This is a genomic window from Rubrivirga halophila, assembly GCF_046845755.1.
Classification (GTDB): Bacteria; Bacteroidota; Rhodothermia; order Rhodothermales; family Rubricoccaceae; genus Rubrivirga.
This window is the reverse complement of sequence record NZ_CP177357.1, coordinates 2638376-2660828: the sequence shown is the minus strand read 5'-3', so window position 1 is coordinate 2660828 and position 22453 is coordinate 2638376. Positions and strand designations below refer to the sequence as shown.

Here is a 22453-nt window from a genome sequence, read left to right as displayed (position 1 = left end):
TAGCGGCGGCCCCGAGCGTCACGCGCCGGACGGAGTCGGAGCAACCTCGAGGGCTCTGATGGCATTCAAGAGGGCCCTTCTCTTTCCCCCTCTTTCCATGTCCAAGACGCCCAACCAGTACGCCATGCAGGACCCGCGGAGCCAGTACCCGGCCCCGCCGTTCCCGCGCCAGCCCCAGCCCGCGCCGGGCCTGACCCAGAAGATGGACCCGGTCCCCGACCACGGCGAGGACAGCTACCGCGGCTTCGGTCGGATGGAGGGCCGCAAGGCGCTCATCACCGGCGGCGACTCGGGCATCGGCCGGGCCACGGCCATCGCCTACGCTCGGGAGGGCGCCGCCGTCGCCATCAACTACCTCGACGCCGAGAGCCCCGACGCCGCGTCGCTCGCCGAGCTCATCGAGGGCGAGGGCGGCACGCTCGTCCGCCTCCCCGGCGACTTGACCGACGAGGCGTTCTGCACCCAGCTCATCGAGGACGCCGTCGACCAGCTCGGCGGGCTCGACGTGCTCGTCATCAACGCCGGCAAGCAGGTCTACCAGGAGTCCATCCAGGACATCACGACCGAGCAGTTCGACCAGACTTACAAGACCAACGTCTACGCCATGTTCTGGCTGTCGAAGGCGGCGCTCCCGCACCTCCCGGCGGGCGCCTCCATCATCAACGTGACCTCGATCCAGGGCTACAGCCCGTCGCCGGGGCTGCTCGACTACGCCTCCACCAAGTGGGCCATCATCGGGTTTACGAAGGCGCTCGCGAAGCAGGCCATCGAGGACGGCATCCGCGTCAATGCCGTCGCGCCCGGCCCCTTCTGGACGCCGCTCCAGCCGTCGGGCGGCCAGCCGCAGGACAAAGTCGAGACGTTCGGCGAGCAGGTCCCGTACGGCCGCCCCGGCCAGCCGGCCGAGATCGCGCCGACCTTCGTGTTCCTGGCGACTCAGGAGTCGGGCTACATCACCGGCGAGGTCTTCGGCGTCACCGGCGGCGAGCCGACGGGCTGAGCCGACGCCACGCCTCGGCGCCGGGGCGGGGGGCGTCTCGGGATGCCCCCCTTGACATCTGGAGAAAAAGGACGATCCTCTAGAGCACCTGCCCAACGCCCCGTCGTGACCCGCACCCTCAATTTCGTCAACCGCAACCGAGTCTCCCGAGGGAGGCGCGAGCGTTGGCGTGCGTAGGTCCGGCGGACCGTCCACCCCGATTCGAGCGGCCCCTCCACACCGGAGGGGCCGCTGTTTTTTATGCCGCGCCCGCGGCCCGCCCCAGCCCCCCGAGCCCATGTGCTCCATCCTCGGCCTCCTCGACCTCCAGACCGACCCCGCCGCCGCCCGCGCCACGGCCGTCCGCCTGTCCGGCCTCCAGCGCCACCGCGGGCCGGACTGGTCGGGCGTCTACGCGACCGACCGCGCCGTGCTCGCGCACGAGCGGCTCGCGATCGTCGACGTGCTCCACGGCGCGCAGCCGCTGCTCAACCCCGAGGGCACGCACGCGCTCGCGGTCAACGGTGAGATCTACAACCACCGCGCGCTCCGCGCCGGGCTCGCGGAGCCGTTCGACTTCCAGACCGAGTCCGACTGCGAGGTGATCCTGGCGCTCTACCGCGAGCGCGGCGCCGACTTCCTCGACGACCTCGTCGGCATCTACGCCTTTGTCCTCGTGGACTCCGAGACCGACCGGTACCTCATCGCGCGCGACCCGCACGGCGTGATGCCGCTCTACACCGGCCGCGACGAGCACGGGACGTTGTACGTCGCCAGCGAGATGAAGGCGTTGGTGCCGGTCTGCAAGCAGATCGAGACGTTCCCGCCCGGCCACGTCTGGGACAGCGCCGTCGGCCACCCGGTCCGGTTCTACACGCGCGACTGGATGGCCTACGACGCGGTAAAGGACAACCCGGCCGAGCCGGCCGACGTCCGCGCCGCGCTCGACGCGGCCGTCAAGCGCCAGCTGATGACCGACGTGCCCTACGGCGTGCTGCTCTCGGGCGGTCTGGACTCGTCCATCACGGCGGCCCTCGCCCAGCAGTACTCCAAAAAGCGTGTCGAGGCCGACGACCAGGCCGAGGCGTGGTGGCCGCACCTGCACTCGTTCGCGATCGGGCTCGAGGGCTCGCCCGACCTCGCGGCGGCCAAGGAGGTCGCGGCGCACATCGGGACCGAGCACCACACCTTGCACTTCACGGTCGAGGAGGGCGTCGACGCGATCCCCGAGGTGATCCGCCACCTTGAGACGTATGACGTGACGACGATCCGCGCCGCGACGCCGATGTTTTTGATGGCGCGGCGCATCAAGGCGATGGGCATCAAGATGGTGCTCTCCGGCGAGGGGGCCGACGAGATCTTCGGCGGCTACCTCTACTTCCACCGCGCGCCCGACGCCCGGCAGTTCCACGACGAGACCGTCCGCAAGCTCGACCGGCTCCACCTGTTCGACTGCCTGCGCGCCAACAAGTCGATGGCCGCGTGGGGCGTCGAGGCGCGCGTCCCCTTTTTGGATCAGGAGTTTTTGGACGTGGCGATGCGCCTCAACCCGGAGGCCAAGCGGCCGCACGGGGGCACGATGGAAAAGCACATCCTGCGCCAGGCGTTCGAGGACATGCTGCCGGCGTCGGTCGCGTGGCGCCAGAAGGAGCAGTTTTCCGACGGCGTCGGCTACGCGTGGATCGACTCGCTCAAGGAGCGCGCGGAGGCGCTGGTGACCGACGAGCAGATGGCCGCCGCCGAATTCAGATTCCCGATCCACCCGCCGGACACCAAGGAGGGCTACCTCTACCGGACCATCTTCGAGGCGCACTACCCCCACGACGCGTGCGCCCTGACCGTCCCGAGCGGCAAGTCGGTCGCGTGCTCGACGCCGGAGGCGCTGGCGTGGGACGCCTCGTTCCAGACCTCGGCGGACCCCTCCGGCCGGGCCGTCGCCGGCGTCCACGTCGAGGCGTACTGACGGATCTCGCCCCTCTCGGCGACGGCGTCGAGGGGGGCGGGGTCAGACGCCGTCCCGGAGCCATCCGATGGCCCGGCGGATGGTCTCCTCGGAGCTAGAGGTGGCCTCGTCGGGTTCGACACCCTCGCGGTACGACGACCGCTCGCGGTCGGCCATAAAGGAGACCGCGAGGTACAGCGTGGCCCCGTCGCTGAGGGGGAGCCCCGCGTTCGCCGTCGAGAGCCCACACGTGCGCGACCCGAACGAGCGGGTGTCCGGCCGGCGCTCGAACGCAATGGCCGTGGCCTCACCCGAACTGGCGGTCGGCGTGTCTAGGAGGACGGCGACGCGCGGCCGCTCTCGCCGCAGACGGACCGGCGAGGCGACCTTGACGACCGTGTGGCCGTTGAGGATCGACGCGCCGTCCTGGTACGCCCACGGGAGCACGACGCCACCCGGGGCGACGAAGTGGCCGACGACACCCTCCCCGAGCACTGGACCGAGGCCTGCCAGCATCGGCCACATATTGCCGCCCGTGTTGAGGCGGAGGTCGACGATCCAGCCCACGAGCCCCTCGCGGTCGGCGGTCTGAATTCGGCGCTGGATCCCCGTCGCGAAGGCGGTCGCCTCGTCGCCGCCGCCGGAGAAGCCGGAGACAAACACGTAGCCGACGTCGTCGGGGAGGTCGGGTGGGACGAGCGGCCCGGAGGTGCAGACGGTCGACCCGCCCCTGATAGTGCCAGTCAGTGGCGGCGGGGGGCGGAGGAAGCTGTGGTAGTTGTCGTCGAGGGCCCGGAGTGCGACGCGGATGCCGGGGTACGTCGCGCCGATCGTCTGGGCGCCTTCGATCTCCGCCTCGGCCTCCGCGCGGACAAGGTCCCACCGGATGCGCTCGCGGTAGAGCGCGTTCGCTTCCAGGATGTCGAGGACCTCGTCGAGGTACGCCGCCGCTGCCGCAGACGTCGGCCGCTCGGAGGACGGTGGGCTGGGCTCGGGGGCTGTGGCGTCGCACCCGGCGAGCGCGACCCAGAGTATGGCGACGGAGAGAACGCGCACGAAGGCAGTGGGCACGGCGTGGACCGTGGACGCCTGAATGTCCTGAAGAGTAACGCGGGCCTAGCCCTCCGCGCGCAACACGGCCAGCGGGGGCTGGCGCAGCGCGCCCCGGCTCCCTGCCAGCCCGACCGCGACGGTCAGCAGCGGCACGACGGCGAGCGCCCACAGCAGCCACGACACGTCGGGCACGAACGGGATGTTGAACGCGAACCGCGCCAGCCCCCACGCCCCGGCGACCGCGAGCAACCCCCCGGTCAGCGCCGCCAGCACGCCGAGCAGGGCGTACTCGGCGACCAGGATCCGCCGCACATCCGCCCGGCTGGCACCGAGGGTGCGGAGCACGACCGACTCGCGCGTCCGCTGCGCGAGCGCCACGCGGACGGCGCCCGCCAGCACCACGAGCCCGGTCACGACGGCGAACAGCGCCATAAAGCGGAGCACGAAGGCGACCCGGTCGAGCACGCGGTCGACGAGCGCCAGCACCAGCCGCACGTCGACGGCGGAGACGTTGGGGAACGCCTCGACCACGTCGGACTGGAGCCGCGCGGACATCTCCGGCGTGCCCGCTCGCGTCAGGAGGATGGCCGTCTGGGGCGCCTCCGCAAGCGGGCCTTCGGGGAAGACGGCGAAAAAGTTGGGCTGCACGCGCGCCCAGTCGACCTCGCGCAGGCTCGTGACCTCGGACTCGATCTCGGCGCCGCTGACGGACCACGTGATGCGGGAGCCGAGCGCCACGTCGAGGTCGAGCGCGATGTCGGCTTCGAGCGAGATCGGGACGACGGCAACGTCGGGGGCGGCCGTCCCGACGAACGTCCCGGCGGTGAGCGTCTCGGAGTCGACGAGTTCGGAGCGGTACGTCGAGCGGTACTCGCGCGTCAACGTCCAGCGCTCCGGCCCGCCCTCGCGGCCGGCGAACGAGTCGTCGGAGCGGTCGGTCAGGGTGTCGATGGGGACGCCGTCGATGGCGGCGATGCGCATCGTGACGAGCGGGACCTCGTCGACGACGGGCAGGCCGAGCCCCTGGACGAGCGCGCGCAGGCTGTCGCGCTGGTCGGGCTGGACGTCGAACAGCACCACGTCCGGGGCGCCCTCGGCGTCGGAGGGCAGGGCGACCTGGGCGAGAATCGAGCGCTGCACCAACCCCAGCGCGAGCACCAGGAAGACGCCCAGCCCCATCGTCAGCAGCAGCACCAACGTCTGGTTGCCGGGCGCGTGCAGGTTCGACAGCCCCTGTCGCCACGCCCACGGCAGGCCGGGCCGGACCACGCGCCGCACGACCCCGCGCACGATGACCGCCGCCAGCGCCAGCAGCCCGAACACGGCGGCGGTCCCGCCGACGAAGGCGGCGGCGCCAATCCAGGACTGCGTCTGGAGGTACGCGAACCCGCCGACGGCGGCGACCAGGAGCACGCCGAGCCCGATCTGGACCGGGTCGAGGCCGCGAGCGCGGGCGTCGTCGCGCAAGGCGCGGAGAGGCGGCACGCGGCGGACGCCGACGAGCGGCAGAAGGGCGAACAGCAGCGCCGTCCCGAGCCCGACGCCCAGCCCTTCGAGCAGCGCGCGCGGCACGATGTGGTTCGCCACGTCGACCGGCAGGAAGCCTGCGAACACCATCGGCAACAGCCGTTGGACCGCGACTCCTAAGAGCGCCCCGAGGGCCGCGCCGACGAATCCGAGCGCGAGCGCCTGGATCGCGTACGCGACGAGCACGCGGCGCGACGACATCCCCAGACACCGCAGCGTGGCGACCGTCTCGGCCTTTTCAGACACGTAGACGCTCACCGACGACGCGACGCCGATCCCGCCCAGGAGCAGCGCCACGAAGCCGACGAGCGCCAGGAAGCGCGTGAGATAGCCCGAGGCCTCGGTCACCTCTTGCTGCTCCTCGCCCGCGGTCTCGTACCGGATCTCGGCGGCGTCGAGCACGGGGAGCGTGGCGTCGAGCCCGGCCTGTTCGTCCTCAAAGCGGAAGCCGATCGAATAGCGGGCGCGGCTGCCGAACCCCAAGAGGGAGGCGTCGAGCGCCTCCAGCGGGAGGTACACGCGGGGCCCGACGAGCCCGCCGATGTCGGTCTGCCCCGGCACCCCGTCGACCTGCCCGGCGATGAGATAGCTCCGCCCGCCGACGGTCACGCTGTCGCCGACGCTGGCGTCCATTTGCAAGAGCAGCGTCGCGTCGACGAGCGCGCCCGTCGTGTCGCGGCCGATCGTCGCCGCCGCCTCGGCGGGCGTGGACTCGACGCGGCCGTAGAGCGGGTACGGGCCGTCGAGCGCGCGGATCTGGACGAGCCGCGTCCGCCCCTCGCCGCCGGCCGACGCCGGGAAGCGGGCCATCGACGGGAACGACGCCTCGCGGACGACGGTCGCGCCAGTGACGGCCTCGAGCGAGTCGACGATCGCGGTGAGCGAGTCGGGGAAGGCGGCGCTGCGGCGGAGCTCGAGGTCGGACCCGAACACCTCGCGCGACTGCTCCTCGACGGCGCGCTCGAGGTTGACCCCGAACGACCGGATGGCGACGAGCGCGGCGACGCCGAGCGCCATCGCGGACACGTAGAGGACGAGCCGCCGGCGCATCCCGCGGCTGTCCTGCCAGGCGAATCGGAGGGGGGACATATCGGTGTGTGGGGAGAGGCGCCAGCGCCCCGATGTGTCATCCTGAGCGAAGCCGCGTCAGCGGCGTAGTCGAAGGATCTCAGCCGAGCGGAGCCCAGCTACAGCGCGACTGAGGCGCGGTGCGCGACGGAGATCCTTCGACTCCGGCCTGCGGCCTCCGCTCAGGATGACAAGAGAGGGGCGAAGAGGTTGCTGGCGGGAGTGCTCACGCGGCGGCGGACTGGCGGGGCGCGTCGGCCGGAGAGGCGTCGGTCGCTGAAACGGGGGCGCCGGTGTCGTGGTCGACCCGGCCCGCTTTGAGGGCGATCGTCCGCTCGCAGCGCGCGGCCAGCTCGGGGTCGTGCGTGACGACGACGAGGGCGGTCCCGGCCTCTCGGTTGAGCTCGAACAGCAGGGCCTCGACGCGCGCGCCGGTCTCGGCGTCGAGGTTGCCCGTCGGCTCGTCGGCGAACAAGAGGCGGGGGCGACCGGCGAAGGCGCGCGCGAGCGCCACGCGCTGCTGCTCGCCGCCCGAGAGCTGGGTCGGGTAGTGGCCCGAGCGGTCCGCCAGCCCGACGCGGTCGAGCAGGTCGAGCGCCGTCGCCATCGCGCCCTTCTCGCGGCGGAGTTCGAGCGGCACGGCCACGTTCTCGGCGGCCGTCAGCGTGGGCAGCAGGCGGAAACTCTGGAACACGAACCCGACCTCGCGCGCGCGGAGCGCGGCGCGGGCGTCTTCGTCGAGCGGCCCGAGGTCGACGCCCGCGAGGCGGACCGTCCCGCGCGTCGGCCGGTCGAGCCCGGCGCACAGGCCCAAGAGCGTCGTCTTGCCGCTGCCCGACGGGCCGACGATGGCGCACGTCGAGCCGGCGGGCACGTCGAAGTCGACGCCGTCGAGGACGGTCAGGGCGCGGCCGGCGTTCGAGAACGTCTTGGTGAGGTCGCGGGCGGAGAGGACGGGGCCGCTCAAAAGGTCGGGGGGCTGGCGAAGGGCGCCAACGGAGGGCTGGCGGCGGTCCGTACGGGAACTCGGGGGAAGGGTTCGCGAACGAGGCGCGACGGAACCGCCCGCCGCCGTTGGGGGTGCCCCATCCGCCCTTCGAGCCGTTCCATGCGCACCGTCTTCTTCGCCCTCGCCCTCCTGGCCGCCGGTTGCGGCGACGCGCCCGAGGCGCCGGCCGACACCGGCCTCGCTGCCGAGCCCGGCGCCACGGCCACGCCCGAGTCCCGCACCACTCCCGACGTGCCCGCCGCGACGACCGACGACGACACCGTGACGATCCTCTTTTTCGGCGACAGCCTGACCGCCGGCTACGGCCTGCCCGACCCCGACCTCGCGTACCCCGCCCTCGTCGGCGCGCGGCTGTCCGACGCCGGCGTGCCGGTCGAGGTCGTCAACGCGGGCATCAGCGGGGAGACGTCCGCGGGCGGGCGCGGGCGGATCGCGTGGGCGCTGAAGCAGACCACGCCCGATATCTTCGTGCTGGCACTGGGCGCGAACGACGGGCTCCGGGGCCTCGACCCCGACGCCATGCGCGACAACCTGGGCGCGATCCTGAGCGCCGTCCGCGAAGCCGCGCCGGACGCCCGGCTCGTCGTCGCCGGCATGGAGGCGATGCCGAACTACGGGGCCGACTACGTCGCCGAGTTCCGGTCGGTCTTCCCCGAGGTCGCCGACGCGCACGGCGCCACGCTCATCCCGTTCTTGCTCGACGGCGTCGCGGGGCAGGCGCGCCTCAACCAGTCGGACGGCGTCCACCCGACGGCTGAGGGCCAGCGGATCATCGCGGCGACGGTCGCCGAGGCCGTCGTGCCCCTCGCGGAGCGAGTCGCCGGATAGGTAGGGCTCAAAAGTCCACTCGGACCGAGGCGCCGGTCTCGAAGACCCAGTCCGACGGGCGATCGCCGGTGCCGAACGTCTCGACGCCGAGGCGGCTGTCGCGGGTGCCGCCGCCCACGCCGAGCGTCGCCGTCGCGGTCAGGCCGACGCCCGCCACGAAGGCCGTCACCGGGACCGCGAGGTACGGCATGATCCGGGCGCCCTGCGCCTCGCGCGTCCCGCCGACCCGGCCCGCGAGCGAGCCCGCCACGCCGAGCGTCGGCGTCGTGCGGAGCCGCCCGCGACCGAGCGGCCACCCGACCGCTGCCCGCGCCCCGGCCTGGACGTACTTCCCACGGCTCGACCGTGAGGACACGCCTGCCAGCCTGTACACCGACCATGAGGGGGCGTCCCTCCCTGGGAACGTGACGGAGTCGGGCCGAAACTCGGTCCGGGTGGCCGAGAAGTCGTCGTAGCCGAGGCTCATCGCGCTCTCGATGACGGCCCCGCCCCACGGGTGCTGGGTCGCAAGCGCGGCGACGACCCCGCCACGGCGTGTCTGGTGCTCGGTGACCCCCACGTCGAACGCCTCGAACGAGACGCGCTCGCGTTCGGTGACGGTCACACCGACCTGCACTTCGACGTGTGGCGAGAGCCGAGCGCCGAGCGTGATCGCGGGGTCGGACCCGCGCGGGAAGAGCATCCGCTCCGGCGCTGCGTTGCCATAAGCCCCAAACCCGCCGCGTGCGTCGAAGGGGGAGGCGGGTTGGGCGCTGGCGGAGACCGAAAACAGAGCGAGGAGAACGACGGTAGAGCGGGACATGGGTGGGGGCGATCGGTGGAGGCGGAGGTGGGGAGGGCGGTGGTGCTAGAGGTCGAGCCGGAGCGAGCCCTCGGCAATGGGCACCCACGATGACCCCCTCGCCCCGGCGCCGAAGGGCTCGACGCCGCGCCGCTGGTCGCGCTCGCCGCCCGCGAGCCCCCCCGTGAGCGTCGCCGTGACGGCGACGCCGGCCACGCGTGCCGAGACGGGCACGACGGCGTACGGCATCAGCCGCGCACCCTGCGCCTGGCGCCCGCCGCTGACGCGGCCCGCCAGCGAGCCCGCCACGCCGATCCCCGGCACGGCCCGGACGCGCCCGCGGCCCACGGGCCACCCGATCGAGGCGCTGGCGCCGGCCTGGACGTACTTCCCCAGGCTGGCCATCGACCGGCTGGGGAACAGGGCGACCCCGTCCTCGAGCCCGTTGCGGGTCCAGACCTCCACGGAGTCCGGGCGGAAGTTGGTGGTTTGCGCCGAGTAGTCGTCGTAGCCCAGGCTGAACCGACCGCGCACCACGGAGCCGCCCCAGCGGTCGGCCACGCCGATCGAGGCGACCGCGCCCCCGCGTCGCTGCTGGTCCTCGTGCACGCTGATCGATTGCCGGTCGAACCGCGACGCCCGCGTCTCCGTGACGGTCAGCCCCAGTTGCACGTCGACGCGGGGGGACAGGCGCGCGCCCACGGTGATCTCGGGGCTGGAGCCCTCGGGGAAGAGGAGCCGTTCGGGGGCGACGGAGCCGAACGCGCCGTAGACGCCGCGCCCGTCGAGCGGGCCGATCTGGGCGCTGGCGGAGACGGCCAGCAGAGCGAGGAGGACGGGGAGAACGCGAGACATGAGCAGAGGGAGATCAGTTGAGCCGGAGACGGAGAAAGGTGTCGGGCGTGCCGCGCTCGACGTCGACGCTGACCTGCGTCTCGACGGTGACGAGCCGGCCGACGACGCGGGCGGAGATGGGGACGGCGACGCCGAGCCGGACCGAGCTCCACGCCGTCAGCCCGCGGTCGGCGTCGGCACGGAGCGTGAACCCCCGCCCCGGCGTGGTGGCTGTCGAGACCGTCCCGCTGGCGGACGCCCGGAGCGTCGGCTGCACGACGACGCGGCCGACCGGGACGCGGCGGAACGCACCGATCGTGGCCGAGACGCGGGCGTCGTTGCCGTTGAGGCTCCGGGTCTCGTCGCCGACGGCGCGGCCGGTCAGCGAGAGCTGCGTCGGCTGGCGGTCGACGACGGTGCGGCCGAGCGCGACGCCGGCGTCGGCCCGCAGGCCGGAGCGCTCGCCGAGCGCGCGCGTGGCCCCGACCGTCACGCCCACGCCGACCCGTCGCTCGGCCCCGAAGGCCTGGTTGCCGTGGCGGCGGGCGAAGTCGGTCAGGCCAAGGTCGAGCGCGAGCCCGGCGTCCCAGCCCGAGGCGAACCGCCAGCCGACCACGCCGTCGAGCCCGACCTGGCTGTCCCCGATCGCGATGGGGTCGACGTTCTCGACGACGAGGTAGACGCCGGGGTCCGGCGTGAACGAGGTCTGGGCGGCGGGAGCGATGCTGGCGAGGGCCGCGAGCACGAGGAAGGGGGAGAGGCGGATCATCAGGAGCAGGGTCTAGAAGTCGGCGCGGACGGCGAGGTCGAGGGTGAGGTCCCAGGGCGTGCCGGCGCCGGGGAGCGTGTCCTGAACGACGCCGACGGCGGCGTCGAGCGTCAGGCCCAGCGGGCCGAGAGGCACCGTCGTCGGGGCTGAGAAGAAGAGGCCCCACGCTGTCGCGTCGAGCGCCTCGGGGCCCGAGACAAGGCGGTCGGTCGCGAGCGCGACGCCGATGCCGGGCGCCATCCGGGTGTCGTTGCGTTCGATGGGGATCGCCACGACAGCGCTCAGGCCACCGTGCCCGACGGTCGACGTGACGCGCTCGACCGTCGGCTCGGGGACGTACCTATCGGCCGTGTACCGACCCCGTGTGCGTGTTTCAATCGCCGAGCGGCCCAGGGCGGCGCTTGCGGACCCACGCATTTCAAGGGCGCCTAGCGGCTGGCGGGCCGCCACGGAGACGCTCAGCGCCCGTGTCGCTGTGACCACCTCGCCGTCTGTGTCGCCGGGTCGGGCAGGGCGGTGGATGTTCGGGCCGAAGAGACGGCTCTGTCTGCCGGCGGAGAGCCCGCCCGACAGCGTCAGCCCGCCGCCGAGGCGGACGCCCGCCGTGACCACCGGTGGCGCGCGAAAGCGGAACAGCGTCTGCTCCGGGGCGGCCGTGCCGAGCGCGGCGAACGGGCCCGGGGCAGCGGTGAGCTGGGCGCTGGCGCAGGGCGCGAGCAGGACGACGGCCACGAGGGCGACGGAGCGAAACGACACGGAGTACGCGGGGGCGTGAACAGGCGTATCCGTCGGTCGATGCGTCGCGGGGTGGGTGGCGGCCCTCAGGATACAGCCGCCGCCCCGAGGCGTCCGGGGCAAACCCGAGTCCCCGGGAGGATCCTCCCGTCAACACGGAAAGTCGCCGCCGATCCGGCTAGAAGTTGACCCGGAGCAGGCTGCCCGCAAAGCCGTAGGGCTCCCGCCGCAAGCCGTCGGGGATGGAGAACCGCATCGCCGGCGCGAGCGCCACGTCGGCCCCGAACAGGCGGAACTGAATGGGCAGCTCGACCTGCACGCCCGTGTCGAACAGGGGGCCGTCCGGGCGCGGGCGGACATCCTCGGAGCCCACGCTCAAAAGCTGGGTCATCCGCCCGTACACGCCGACCGTCGGCTGCAGCTTGATGGAGCCGACGACGGGGACGGTCCGGGCCAGCGTCGCCGAGAGGTCGACCTGCCCGTACGACCGGTCGAACGCCGAGGGGTTGGGGATGCGCGTAGACCCGTACGAGACGACGCCGCGCACCCGGCCGATCGTACCGAGCGGGGCGGGGCGAGTCAGACTGGCCGAGACGCCCGCGCTCCACGACGCGCCGCCCCCACTGAAGCCGTAGCGGTGGTACGACCCGACCAACCCGACGTCGATCCCGTTTCCAAGTCGCCTCCCGACTTCGCCGCCGAGGTCGACCCGTTGGAACTCACCGCCGGAGTGCCGCACGCGGAACTCGTCGAAGGAGACGTACAGGCCTTCGCCGTCCGCGTACTGGGACTGGGAAGAAGCGGGAGCGGCTAGGAGGACGAGGGCGAGAGCAGCGAGAACGAGACGCATCCGTGAAGGGGAGATGGAGGGCCCTGGTAACCGACGATCTTGCCGTTTCGTGCGCTCCACCACCTATCGTCGAATCAAGAGCGTCTCCACGTGCCTGATTCGGAGGCATTGGCGTCGGGAGCGCCAGCGCTCACACCTTCGCGTTCCCCACCTTCGACTCAGTCCCGTCCAGCAGCCGCCGCACGTTCGTCCGGTGCGTCCAGACGATGAACGCCGGGACGACCGTCGCGAAGATCCAGACCGGCGGGGGGCTGGCGACGTTCATCCCGAGGTGGAGCACCAGCAGCGACACCGGCAGCGAGATCGCGCCCAGGATCGAGGCGAGCGACACGTAGCGCGTCGCCGCGAGCACAGCGACGAACAGCACGAACGCGATCCCGATCGGGATCGGCGCCAGTCCCGCCAGCATCCCGGCGCCCGTGGCGACCCCCTTGCCGCCTTTCCACGAGCCGAAAAACACCTTGCCCCAGACCGTGAACACGTGGCCCAGCATGGCCGCCGTGCCCGCGAGCGTCGCCGCCCACGCCGCCGCTAGTTCCGGCCGCGAGCCGAGGAGCCCGACGAGCGTCTCGTCGCCGACGCGGAGCTGGGAGATCAGCACGACGGCCACCAGCCCCTTGGCAAAGTCGAGCAGGAACACCAGCAAGCCCGGGCCCTTGCCGAGCACGCGCATCGCGTTCGTGGCTCCGGCATTCCCGCTCCCGTGCGCGCGGAGGTCGACGCCCCGGGCGCGAGCGACCACGAGCCCCCACGGGATCGCCCCGAGGAGGTAGCTGAGGACGACGATGGCTAGGAGCGACAGCACGGCGACGGGGCAGGGGGCCGAAAGATAGAGGGGGCGCTCGGGCCGTCCCATCGGTGAAACCCCAGCGTAGCGCGAGGCGCTCTGTGCAGGCCCGGTGCGCGGTCGGTAGAGACCGAGTTGAGGGGCCTTCAAGACTCGGCGAGGCCGGCACTTCCGGGCGACGCCCCGTTATGCCGCCCGCTATTCTCGCCGGCCACCCCTCGGGCTCCGGCCCACCTGTCTCGCCCCCCGCCTCCTGTGTGACGAGAATCGCTGCTGTCCTCGGCCTCTTGCTGCTGACCTCCGCCCCCGCCCTCGCGCAGTCGAGCGTCGTCGCCCCCGGTGGCCGCCGCGCCGAGACCGCCCGGGCCGCGCGCTCGGGCGTCGCGAGCTACTACCACGCCTCGCTCCACGGCAACCGGACTGCGAACGGCGAGCGCTACGACCACCACGGCGGACTGACGGTTGCTCACCGATCGCTGCCCTTCGGAACGCTCCTGCGCGTGACCTCGCAGCACAACGGCCGCCGCGTGCTCGTCCGCGTCAACGACCGGGGCCCGTTTATCCGGGGCCGCGAGCTCGACCTCTCGGGCGCCGCCGCTTCCCGCCTGGGGATGCGCCGCTTGGGCACGCACCGCGTCACGTACGAGATCGTCGACGCGCGGACGCTGCCGAGCCGCCAGCCGGCCCCGGCTCGCAAGACGCGGCATCTCTAGGGTCCAGAGTTCGTAGCACGAGCCGCTGGCGACGACCGCCAGCAGGCCGATCCCTCTAGCGCACCACGGTGAGGCTGGCGGTGCCCCGGGCCGTCCCGTCCACAATCAGGCGCACGATGTAGCGGCCCGGCGGGAGGTTGGCCGCGAGCGCGACCCGGTGGGCACCGGCGGCGCCGTCGACCGGCTGGCGCAAGACCTCGCGGCCCAGCACATCGACCACGACGGCCTCGACGTGAGCGGGCGCGATCAGCGCGTACGCCAGCGACACTCGGCCCGCCGTCGGGTTCGGAAACGCCCGCAAGCCGGCCGCCGCCGGCGCCTCGGCCCCGACCGCAACGGCGGCCTCTTCGAGCCGCATCACGAACAGGCCCGACTGGAGATCGGACACGATGACCTTGCCCGACGCGAAGTACGGGTACGCCGTCCACGCGCCGAGATAGCCGTAGCCCGGCTGCAAGAACGTGTCGTAGAGCGCCACCTCGACCGGCGCGTGCGGGTCGGCGATGTCGTAGACGCGGAGCCCCTCGGTGTAGTGCGCCACGAAAAGCCGGTCGCCGCGCACGTAGCAGTTGTGGACGGCCGCGCGCTCGTCCTCGACGATCTGCCCCACCAACTCCACGTTCGACAGGTCCGACACGTCGAAGATGCGGACCCAGTTGCCGGACGAGCCGATCTCGTCGCCGACGTACACGGTGTCGCCGTCCTCGGTCGAGCACGTGTTGTGGGCGCCCGCGCCGGGGTACGTGAACGTCGTCAGCAAGCGGATGTCGGAGGGGTCCGACACGTCCAGCACGTCGACGCCGCCGCCGTCGTAGATGGCCGGGCCGTAGCCCCGACTGCCGCGCACCTCGAAGTCGTGGTAGTACGGGACGGACTGGTGCGTCGGCTGGAAGGCGCCCAGCTCGCGCGGCGCCGACGGGTCGGCGAGGTCGTAGACGCGGACGCCCGCGTTCCCCGACGTCCGCCCGCCGACCGCCCACAGCTTGCCGTCGGCCACCAAGACGTTGTGCGAGCCGCCACTCGTCACGCCGATCTGTACGTCGAGCCGGCCCACCTCGGTCGGCGCCGCCGGGTTAGCCAGGCTCACGATCTGGACCGGCCCGCGCTCGTGGACGACGTAGGCGTGGTCGCCGTAGACCTTCACGTCCTTGGCGTCGCTGGCGCCGGGCGGCGAGGCGACGAACCCGACCTCGACAGGCGGCGCGGCGGGCGCGGCCGTGAGGTCGATCACCGACAGGCCCGTGCCCCGGCCCGTCAGCAGGGCGTACTCCGTGCCGTCGGGCGCGGTGTAGCCCCACGTGTCGCCGTACGTCGATGTCCCCGCCCTCCCCGGGTCGAGCGACGAGACGGCCTCGACGCCGACGGACACGACCGGCCGGACGCGCGCCTCCCGGGTCGCGAGCACTGTCCCTGACCGGCTCAGCTCGACCGTCAGGTCGTAGACGCGCTCTGCGTCGAGGCCGGTCACGCGAGCGGTGCCCGCCTCGGGGTCGGCGGTCGCCAGCACGGCGCCGGCGTTGTCGAGCACGCGCACGTCGGTGGCCGCGGTGTAGGCGGCGGCCGTCCACGCGACCTCAGCCGTTCCGTTCGCGACGGCCGTCGCGTCCACGTCGCGGAGGGGGGCGGGCGTGAGGGCGAACGTCGCGACCGACTCGTAGAGCTGGCGGCCGTCACGGACGCGCGCCGCGAGACCGTAGTACGTGTCGAGGTCGAAGGCGTCCTCGCCCGCGTACGTCTCGCCCGTCCCGTCGTAGTCGCTCGCGAAGATCAGCAGGTACTCGTGGCCGCCCGTCGTAGTGCCGTCGGGGTCCCAGGCGCCATTCGGCGGGCGGGCCTGCGGGTCCTCAAGAAAGCCGACGTTGAGGCGGCGCGGATTGGCGGGGTCCGACACGTCGTAGGCGGCGCCGAAAAAGCGCCCGACGCCGAGGTCACGCAGCCCGGCGCGGTAGTCGAACGCCCGTGCCAGCGTCGTCACGGCCGTGTCGAAGACGATCTCGACCGGCGGCACGTCGGCGTCGGCGACGGTCGAGAACACGAAGTTGGCGCCGTAGTCGAGGCCGCCGTCGAAATAGGTCCGGTTCGCGGGGACGCCGTCGAGCCAGCGCGGGTCGGGATCCCACGCCCAGGCGAGGTCGGGCTGGGCGCTGGCGACGAGCGGGAGGGCGGCGAGGGCGAGCAGGAACAGGCGCATGCGGAATGGTACGCACATGTCCTGCCCATTCGTCTCCGGCGCGCCCTCTCAGCCCGCCGGCGCCAGCCCGATCTTGAGCGACACATCGAGCGCGCGGACCGAGTGCGTCAGCGCGCCCGACGAGATGTAGTCCACGCCCGTCGCGCCGATCGCCCCGACCGTGTCGAGCGTCACGTTCCCCGAGGCCTCCGTCTGCGTTGCCCCGGCCACGCGCGCGACGGCCGCCTCCAGCCGCGACACGTCGAGCCCGGTCTCGGTCCGGACCGCCATGTTGTCGAGCAGGATCCGGTCGACGCGCGCGCCGCTCGCGACCGCCGCCAGCACGGCGTCGACCTCGTCGAGCGTTCGGGCCTCCACCTCGACCGGCACGTCCAAGCCCTCCGCCTCGGTGTAGCGCCCGACGGCCTCAATGGCCTGGCGCACGCCGCCGGCCGCTGCGATGTGGTTGTCCTTGACGAGCACCATGTCGTAGAGCCCGACGCGGTGGTTCTGCGCGCCGCCGAGGGCGACCGCCCACTTGTCGAGCGCGCGCATCCCCGGCGCCGTCTTCCGCGTGTCGAGCACGGTCGCGGGCGCCGCCGCATCCGCCATCCGGGCGGCCGCCGTCGCGATCCCGCCCATCCGCTGCATGAGGTTCAGCGCCAGCCGCTCGGCCACCAGGATCGACCGCGCCCGCCCCTCGACGGTCCCGAACACGGTCCCCGCCGCGAGCCGGTCGCCGTCCGCCGCCGTCCACTGGACCGCCAGCGAGTCGTCGACCGCCGCGAACACGCGCTCGGCGACGGCCAGCCCGGCCACGACGCCGTCCTCTTTGAGCAGAAAGCGCGCCGTCGCCCGCGTGTCGGCCGAGATCGTCGCGTTCGTCGTCACGTCGCCCGCTCCCACATCTTCGGCGAGCGCGCGGTCGATGAGGGCGGGCAGGTCGGCGGCGACGGCGTCGGGGAGGGGGAGCATGGTGGGGTGATGAGTAACGAGTGATGGGTGATGAGCGGGTTTGAAAGGGCTGGACGGTGGTGAATCGGGCTCCTCACCCTTTACCCATCACGCATCACCCGATGGCCCATCACCCGCCCGCGAACTCGGCGATGATCGGCTCCGCGACGCGGGCGGGCGTCGGGCCCCAGGCCTCGAAGCCGGGGATCATCAGTCCCTCGATGTCGGCCGCCGTCGCGCCGTCCGCCGCGCGGGGCACGATCGCGAGGCGCGCGGCGGCCAGGAAGTCGCGGAAGATCAGCAGGTCGGCACGCGTGCCGACCACGTCGAACCCCTCGCCGGCGTGGCCGAACACGAAGATCGTGTCGTCGCCGTGGCGGCCGTGGACGGTCTCCAGGACGGTCATCCAGTTCGCCACCGACGCCCCCGCGCCGCGGTCGATGTAGGGCTGGCGGCGGTTGAACATCAGGTCGCCCATGTGGACCACGTCGGCCTCCTCAAAGTGGACGACCGCGTCGCCGGCCGTGTGGGCCGGGCCGAAGTACGCCAGCGAGACCGTCTCGTCGCCGACCGGCATCCGCCACTCCGAGCGGAACGTCTCGCCCGCGACGTGCTGCGGGTCGAGGTCGCCCGACCGGCTCGCGGCGGCGCGCTGCAGGCCGGGGACCGACTCGTGCGCGACGTGCATCGCCGCGACCGGCGCCAGCACGGCGTTCCCCGCCGTGTGGTCCCCGTGGTGGTGCGTGTTCACGAGCAGGTCGAGCCCACGTCCGCTCCCATCCCGCAAGCCGTTCAGGAACGTTTGCGCGGACTCCGGGAACTGGGCGTCGACGGCGACCAAGGCGTCGGCGTCGAGGTACCCGATCGTGCCGCCGCGCCCGGTAAAGGCGCCGACGTTGCGGCGAAGGACGCGGAAGTCGTCGCGGCGGGCGGCAGCGCTCGCGAGCGGGGCGGCAAAGGGCAGCGCGGCGGCGGCGAGCGCGGTCCGAGTGACGAACTGGCGGCGGGAGAGGGGCATCGGGCGGAGCGGTGGGGAGCGAGGGCTACCCAAACGGCCTCGACGCGGATCCGGCGAGGAGAGGAGACGAGAAGAGGCAAGGAGGAGAAGAAGACGGTCCCTCCTCTTCTCTTCTGTTCCTCCAGTCCTCTTCTCTCGCCACGCCCTACCGGTTCTCCTTGCGGATCACCAGCTTCATCGCCGTCCACGTGCGGTCGACCGAGGCCACCTTGACGTCGACGAGCCCGAGCGGCGCGGCGGCGGCGCGGACCACGTCGCCGGACATGTCGGTCGGCACCTTCGAGGCGCCCTTCGGCCACGACACCCAGATCGCGCCGGTCTTGGGGATCGCGTCCTTGAAGATCGCCAGCCGGGCGCGCAGGCCCGCCGCGTCGGTCGTGAAGTGGTGGATCAGCTTGGGCGAGTCGTCGAGCGTGCCGTCCAAGCGCACGTCGTGGGGCAGCCCGCGCAGGAGCGCGCGGTAGTCGTCGGGCGCCTCGTCGAGGTGGGCCACCAGGCCCTTGCGGTAGCCCAGCTTCTGCCAGAGGGCGCGACTCATGGGGCGAGGGCGTCGCGCACCACCTGAGGCGGGCCGACCGGCCGCCCGCGTTCGCGGTCGATAAAGCACAGCGTCACGCGCCCCGAGATGAGGACGGCGGGCTCGCCCTGGCGGCGGACGACGTAGTCGATCGGCAAGCGGACGCCGAGCGAGGGGAACGAGGCCTCGATCTCGACCAGGTCGTCGTAGAGCACGCTCGCGTGGTACTTCACGGCGAGGTCCACGACGGGCATGATGACGCCGCTCTCCTCGAGCGCGCGGTACGGGAGCCCGGCCTCGCGGAGCGCCTCCGTCCGCGCCGCCTCGAACCAGTCGAGCACGTGGCTGTGGTAGACGACGCCCATCGGGTCGCACTCGCGGTAGCGGACGCGGTGGAGGTGCGTGAAGGTGGGCGTCGGGCGGTCGTCGGGCATCGGTCCGGCGAGGGCGAGAGCGGGCGGGCGCCGGGCTATCGCTCCTCGTACGCCCCCATCGCGTCGAACTTGGCGAGCCGGCCGTCGAGCAGGGCCTCGGTGTCGAGGCCGAGCAAGGCGTCGAGGTGCGTCGCGATGGCCGTCCCGGCGGCCTGGAAGGTGGCGCCGGGGTCGCGGTGCGCACCGCCGATGGGCTCGGGGACGATCTCGTCGATGACGGCGTGCTGGATCAAGTCCGGCGCCGTCAGCTTGAGGGCGCGGGCGGCGTCCTCCTTGTGGTCCCACGACCGCCACAGGATCGACGAGCACGACTCGGGCGAGATCACCGAGTACCACGCGTTCTCGAGCATCAGCACGCGGTCGCCGACGCCGATGCCGAGCGCGCCGCCCGAGGCGCCCTCGCCGATGACGACGACGATGATCGGGACCGGGAGCCGGGCCATGACCAGCAGGTTGCGGGCGATCGCCTCGGCCTGCCCGCGCTCCTCGGCCTCGAGGCCAGGGAAGGCGCCCGGCGTGTCGAGGAACGTGATGATCGGCTTGCCGAACTTGGCGGCCATCTCCATCAGGCGCTGGGCCTTGCGGTAGCCCTCGGGGTTGGGCATCCCGAACCGGCGCTCCTTGCGCTGCTTGGTGTCGCGGCCTTTTTGGTGGCCGAGCACCATGACGGTGCGGTCGGTGGAGCCGAAGCGCGAGCCCCGGAAGGTCGCCGGGCCGCCGACGAGCGCGCGGTCGTCGGCGAAGAGCCGGTCGCCGTGGAGCTCGACGAACCCGGACGTCAGCGCGCCGATGTAGTCGAGCGTGTAGGGCCGCTCGGGGTGCCGCGCGAGCTGGACGCGCTGCCACCGCGTGAGGCCACGGTAGATCGAGGTCCGGAGGGTGTCGACGCGCGTCTCGAGCGCGGCGATCTGGGCCGTGAGGTCCACGGAGCCGTCCTCGGCCTCGAACGTGCGAAGCTCGTCGAGCTTCGCTTCGAGGTCGGCGAGGGGCTTTTCGAAGTCGAGGAGGTGCGCCATGCCCGCAAGCTACCGCTTGTCCCGGAGCGCGGGCGCGGCTGGGTCACGGACGGCAGACGGGGGACCGCGGACTGGAGACCGGGCGGGCCAGCGCAAGTCCCACGGCTGGCGTCAGCCCCCGGACGGTCCACGGTCCCCCGTCCACGTCTCCTGCGGTCCGCCGTCCCTCCGCCCCGCTTAGTCGTCGCCGGAGAGCAGGGCGCGGAGCAGGATCTCGACGTCGAGCCAGGCCGACTGGTGGCGGGCGTAGAACCAGTACGCGCGGTGCGCCTCGGCGATCGTGCGCGGCCGGGCGCGCCGCGTGTCGAGGACCGACACGACGCCGGGCGTCAAGCCCCACGACGGCGGCGGGTGCGGGCCGTCGGCGTCGTAGCCGACGAGCGCGCGGCGGCCGGCGAGCACGCTCGGCATCCGGCCGGCGACCGCCGCGAGCCGCCGCGTCCGGGCCGAGGGGACGGCGCGCGCAAAGGCTCGGAAGAGTGGGCTGAGCAGGAGGAGCGCCGAGGCGACCGGCAGCTCGACGGCGCGGCGCGTCCACGGCGACCGGAGCGGCGCGACGGTCCGCTCGGCGGCTTGGAGCGGCGCCGCGAAGTCCTCGATGGACGCCTTCCCGATGACGCGGTCGCGGCCCGACGCCAGGATTTTGAGCTGGACCGGCAGCTCGCGCAGCGCCCGCATCCCGTCCAAGATGGCCGTGTTGGTCAGGCTGTCGGCGGCGAACACCACGTCGTCGGCGCCGGAGAGCCGGGCGAGGTCACGGAGCTGGCGCGGCCGGCCGGCGTACGCGGGCCCCTCGTCGTCCTCGGTGGGGGCGTCGGCCACGTAGCCCACGACGGCGTCGCCCCGAGCGTGCTCGTCCAGCAGGCGCTGCAAGCGGGCCGCCTCGGTGGCCGCACCGACCAGCAGCGCCCGGCGCGGCGCCCGGCCCCGCGTGCGGACGCGGCGCGCCAGCAACAGCGCGGTTGCGAGGGCCAGCCCGAACGCGAGCACGGCGCGGCTGAAGGCGACCGTCGGCACGAAGTAGCTCACGGCGGCGACCGCCAGCCCCGCCAGCAGGGCGCCGCCGAGCACGGGCCGGAGCGCGCGCGAGCGGTACCCGCCGCCAAGCCCGACCGCGATCACCAAGATGGCTGCGTAGGCGGGCAGCACGACGGCGTAGTAGCTGGCGCCGAACTGGAAGCTCTCGGACACGCTCCACCCGAGCGCCGTCGCGGTGAGCGCCGCGAGGGCCAGCACGCCGTCGGTCACGGGCTTGGCGATCGCGCGGCCCAGGCGGCCCGCCGCGGCGAAGGCGGCTCGGGCGATGATCCCGAGCCGGATCCCCAGCGCCAGCCCCGCCGAGGCCACGCGGTCGAGCGGCCCCGCGCCCGGCCGGTGCGTCACGTGCTTCTCGACGAACCGCAGCATCGCCCCGTAAAACAGGAGCACATAGCGAAGGTCGCCTTTTTTCGTGCTCTCGCCCTTGTAGTGAACGATCTGGGTGTCGGGCGTGTAGTAGATCCGCCAGCCCGCCTGTTGGATCCGGTAGCACCAGTCGAGGTCCTCGCCGTACATGAAGAAGGCCTCGTCGAACAGGCCCGCGGCACGGGGCTCGGGAGAAGCGGGAAGGGGGACGTCGATGGGAGCCTCTTGCCCCACATCCGTTTCCGCTCGTCCCGAAAGGACCGCGTCCTTCCGCACCATCATGCACGAGCCGCTGAGCGCGTCGACCTCGCAGACCTCGTCGAGCGGGAGGTGCGTCAGGTTGTAGCGGCCGAACGTGGGGCTCTGGGGGAAGAGCTTGCTGAGGCCGGCGATGCGGTAGAACGCCACGGCGGGCGTCGGGAACGAGCGGCGGCTCTCCGGGGCGAACGTGCCGTCGGGGTTCAAGATGCGGCAGCCGGCGGCGCCCGCGTCGGGGTGGTCGTCCATGAAGGCGACCAGCGTCCGCAGCGTGTCCTCCTGCAGGATCGTGTCCGGGTTGAGGACGAGCACGTGGCGCCCGGCGGCCTGGCGGATGGCCTGGTTGTTGGCCGTCGCGAACCCGACGTTCGCCTCGTTCGCGATCAGCCGCACATTGGGGAACCGCTCGCGCACCATCTCGACCGAGCCGTCGGCCGAGTCGTTGTCGACGACCCAGGTCTCGACGGACAGGCCGGCGCTGGCGGCCTCGACCGAGCGGAGCGCCTGCTCCAGGAACTCCCGCACGTTGTACGTCACGATGACGACCGACACGTCGACCGTGGCGGTGGCCGGCGCCAGCAGGGGAGGGGCGGGGGAGACGTGCATCGGGGGGAAAAATAGCCGGTCGGCGCCGTCGGTTCCGCCACGGACTCTTGACGGGGGCGCCCGGGCGGGCTGGGATGACGCCCAAGGATCCACAATTCCACGGGTTCGGCCGTAGTGCGATCGGGTCAGGGCACGGCGGAGTGCCCGGCCGGGTGGGCTCTGTGGAGACTCCGCGGCATCCGGCGACCGCTCGCGCCGTGC

20 protein-coding genes are annotated in these 22453 nt (G+C 72.7%); 4 read left to right on the top strand and 16 right to left on the bottom strand.

What is annotated here, in order from left to right:
* The first annotated feature begins 97 nt into the window (after positions 1–97).
* Positions 98–1000 carry an SDR family oxidoreductase gene (locus ACLIRP_RS11770; protein WP_412060646.1) on the top strand — a complete coding sequence of 301 codons (903 nt, stop codon included), beginning with the start codon at positions 98–100 and terminating at the stop codon, positions 998–1000.
* 277 nt (positions 1001–1277) lie between these two features.
* Positions 1278–2942 (top strand): asparagine synthase B, encoded by a 1665-nt coding sequence (gene asnB / locus ACLIRP_RS11765; RefSeq protein WP_412060645.1) that lies wholly within the window; start codon positions 1278–1280, stop codon positions 2940–2942.
* Between the two features lie 42 nt (positions 2943–2984).
* Here the strand turns inward: asnB and ACLIRP_RS11760 are convergent, their stop codons facing one another.
* From ACLIRP_RS11760 to ACLIRP_RS11750, 3 genes are all read right to left on the bottom strand, one after another.
* Entirely contained in the window at positions 2985–3992 is a 1008-nt protein-coding gene (locus ACLIRP_RS11760) for a S41 family peptidase (RefSeq protein WP_412060644.1), read from the bottom strand.
* A gap of 45 nt (positions 3993–4037) precedes the next feature.
* Entirely contained in the window at positions 4038–6590 is a 2553-nt protein-coding gene (locus ACLIRP_RS11755; RefSeq protein WP_412060643.1) for an ABC transporter permease, read from the bottom strand.
* Between the two features lie 205 nt (positions 6591–6795).
* The gene (locus ACLIRP_RS11750) at positions 6796–7536 is read right to left on the bottom strand and encodes an ABC transporter ATP-binding protein (RefSeq protein WP_412060642.1); all 741 of its coding nucleotides are present in this window, start codon (positions 7534–7536) and stop codon (positions 6796–6798) included.
* 141 nt (positions 7537–7677) lie between these two features.
* Here ACLIRP_RS11750 and ACLIRP_RS11745 point away from each other — a divergent pair, with 141 nt between their 5' ends.
* Positions 7678–8406, top strand: a complete 729-nt coding sequence (locus ACLIRP_RS11745) for an arylesterase (protein ID WP_412060641.1) — start codon at positions 7678–7680, stop codon at positions 8404–8406.
* 7 nt (positions 8407–8413) lie between these two features.
* On the opposite strand, the gene ACLIRP_RS11740 is transcribed toward ACLIRP_RS11745, so the two are convergent.
* The 6 genes from ACLIRP_RS11740 to plsY form a co-directional block, all read right to left on the bottom strand.
* Positions 8414–9208: a hypothetical protein gene (locus tag ACLIRP_RS11740; protein ID WP_412060640.1), complete on the bottom strand. Its 795-nt coding sequence runs from the start codon at positions 9206–9208 to the stop codon at positions 8414–8416.
* Between the two features lie 45 nt (positions 9209–9253).
* Positions 9254–10042 carry a hypothetical protein gene (locus ACLIRP_RS11735; RefSeq protein ID WP_412060639.1) on the bottom strand — a complete coding sequence of 263 codons (789 nt, stop codon included), beginning with the start codon at positions 10040–10042 and terminating at the stop codon, positions 9254–9256.
* 13 nt (positions 10043–10055) lie between these two features.
* A complete protein-coding gene (locus tag ACLIRP_RS11730; RefSeq protein WP_412060638.1) occupies positions 10056–10790 on the bottom strand; it encodes a hypothetical protein in 735 nt (244 codons plus the stop codon).
* A 12-nt stretch (positions 10791–10802) separates the two neighbouring features.
* The gene (locus tag ACLIRP_RS11725) at positions 10803–11546 is read right to left on the bottom strand and encodes a hypothetical protein (RefSeq protein WP_412060637.1); all 744 of its coding nucleotides are present in this window, start codon (positions 11544–11546) and stop codon (positions 10803–10805) included.
* Positions 11547–11703: 157 nt separating this feature from the next.
* Entirely contained in the window at positions 11704–12375 is a 672-nt protein-coding gene (locus tag ACLIRP_RS11720; protein WP_412060636.1) for a hypothetical protein, read from the bottom strand.
* 130 nt (positions 12376–12505) lie between these two features.
* Positions 12506–13180 carry a glycerol-3-phosphate 1-O-acyltransferase PlsY gene (gene plsY / locus ACLIRP_RS11715; RefSeq protein WP_412060635.1) on the bottom strand — a complete coding sequence of 225 codons (675 nt, stop codon included), beginning with the start codon at positions 13178–13180 and terminating at the stop codon, positions 12506–12508.
* Positions 13181–13419: 239 nt separating this feature from the next.
* Between plsY and ACLIRP_RS11710 the strand changes: the two genes are divergently transcribed.
* Positions 13420–13875: a septal ring lytic transglycosylase RlpA family protein gene (locus tag ACLIRP_RS11710; protein ID WP_412060634.1), complete on the top strand. Its 456-nt coding sequence runs from the start codon at positions 13420–13422 to the stop codon at positions 13873–13875.
* A gap of 55 nt (positions 13876–13930) precedes the next feature.
* Here ACLIRP_RS11710 and ACLIRP_RS11705 read toward each other — a convergent pair whose 3' ends face one another.
* From ACLIRP_RS11705 to ACLIRP_RS11675, 7 genes are all read right to left on the bottom strand, one after another.
* The gene (locus ACLIRP_RS11705) at positions 13931–16066 is read right to left on the bottom strand and encodes a choice-of-anchor B family protein (protein WP_412060633.1); all 2136 of its coding nucleotides are present in this window, start codon (positions 16064–16066) and stop codon (positions 13931–13933) included.
* A gap of 48 nt (positions 16067–16114) precedes the next feature.
* Positions 16115–17020, bottom strand: a complete 906-nt coding sequence (gene nadC / locus ACLIRP_RS11700; RefSeq protein ID WP_412060632.1) for a carboxylating nicotinate-nucleotide diphosphorylase — start codon at positions 17018–17020, stop codon at positions 16115–16117.
* A gap of 109 nt (positions 17021–17129) precedes the next feature.
* On the bottom strand, positions 17130–18017 hold the full coding sequence (locus tag ACLIRP_RS11695; protein ID WP_412060631.1) for an MBL fold metallo-hydrolase: 888 nt from the start codon (positions 18015–18017) through the stop codon (positions 17130–17132).
* Between the two features lie 145 nt (positions 18018–18162).
* On the bottom strand, positions 18163–18555 hold the full coding sequence (locus tag ACLIRP_RS11690; protein WP_412060630.1) for a DUF3052 domain-containing protein: 393 nt from the start codon (positions 18553–18555) through the stop codon (positions 18163–18165).
* The gene (locus ACLIRP_RS11685; protein WP_412060629.1) at positions 18552–18968 is read right to left on the bottom strand and encodes an acyl-CoA thioesterase; all 417 of its coding nucleotides are present in this window, start codon (positions 18966–18968) and stop codon (positions 18552–18554) included. The genes ACLIRP_RS11690 and ACLIRP_RS11685 overlap by 4 nt, the downstream gene beginning before the upstream one ends.
* Positions 18969–19003: 35 nt before the next feature.
* The gene (locus ACLIRP_RS11680) at positions 19004–19984 is read right to left on the bottom strand and encodes an acetyl-CoA carboxylase carboxyltransferase subunit alpha (protein ID WP_412060628.1); all 981 of its coding nucleotides are present in this window, start codon (positions 19982–19984) and stop codon (positions 19004–19006) included.
* Positions 19985–20161: 177 nt separating this feature from the next.
* Entirely contained in the window at positions 20162–22252 is a 2091-nt protein-coding gene (locus ACLIRP_RS11675) for a glycosyltransferase (protein ID WP_412060627.1), read from the bottom strand.
* Between the last annotated feature and the right edge of the window lie 201 nt (positions 22253–22453).

Excerpts from the sequence above, each read along its gene's own strand:
- ACLIRP_RS11755 (WP_412060643.1), bottom strand. The coding sequence starts at position 6,590 with ATGTCCCCCCTCCGATTCGCCTGGCAGGACAGCCGCGGGATGCGCCGG.
- ACLIRP_RS11685 (WP_412060629.1), bottom strand. The coding sequence starts at position 18,968 with ATGCCCGACGACCGCCCGACGCCCACCTTCACGCACCTCCACCGCGTC.
- ACLIRP_RS11680 (WP_412060628.1), bottom strand. The coding sequence starts at position 19,984 with ATGGCGCACCTCCTCGACTTCGAAAAGCCCCTCGCCGACCTCGAAGCG.
- ACLIRP_RS11690 (WP_412060630.1), bottom strand. The coding sequence starts at position 18,555 with ATGAGTCGCGCCCTCTGGCAGAAGCTGGGCTACCGCAAGGGCCTGGTG.
- ACLIRP_RS11770 (WP_412060646.1), top strand. The coding sequence starts at position 98 with ATGTCCAAGACGCCCAACCAGTACGCCATGCAGGACCCGCGGAGCCAG.
- ACLIRP_RS11675 (WP_412060627.1), bottom strand. The coding sequence starts at position 22,252 with ATGCACGTCTCCCCCGCCCCTCCCCTGCTGGCGCCGGCCACCGCCACG.
- asnB (WP_412060645.1), top strand. The coding sequence starts at position 1,278 with ATGTGCTCCATCCTCGGCCTCCTCGACCTCCAGACCGACCCCGCCGCC.
- ACLIRP_RS11730 (WP_412060638.1), bottom strand. The coding sequence starts at position 10,790 with ATGATCCGCCTCTCCCCCTTCCTCGTGCTCGCGGCCCTCGCCAGCATC.
- ACLIRP_RS11745 (WP_412060641.1), top strand. The coding sequence starts at position 7,678 with ATGCGCACCGTCTTCTTCGCCCTCGCCCTCCTGGCCGCCGGTTGCGGC.
- ACLIRP_RS11695 (WP_412060631.1), bottom strand. The coding sequence starts at position 18,017 with ATGCCCCTCTCCCGCCGCCAGTTCGTCACTCGGACCGCGCTCGCCGCC.
- ACLIRP_RS11740 (WP_412060640.1), bottom strand. The coding sequence starts at position 9,208 with ATGTCCCGCTCTACCGTCGTTCTCCTCGCTCTGTTTTCGGTCTCCGCC.
- ACLIRP_RS11735 (WP_412060639.1), bottom strand. The coding sequence starts at position 10,042 with ATGTCTCGCGTTCTCCCCGTCCTCCTCGCTCTGCTGGCCGTCTCCGCC.
- ACLIRP_RS11720 (WP_412060636.1), bottom strand. The coding sequence starts at position 12,375 with ATGCGTCTCGTTCTCGCTGCTCTCGCCCTCGTCCTCCTAGCCGCTCCC.
- ACLIRP_RS11705 (WP_412060633.1), bottom strand. The coding sequence starts at position 16,066 with ATGCGCCTGTTCCTGCTCGCCCTCGCCGCCCTCCCGCTCGTCGCCAGC.
- nadC (WP_412060632.1), bottom strand. The coding sequence starts at position 17,020 with ATGCTCCCCCTCCCCGACGCCGTCGCCGCCGACCTGCCCGCCCTCATC.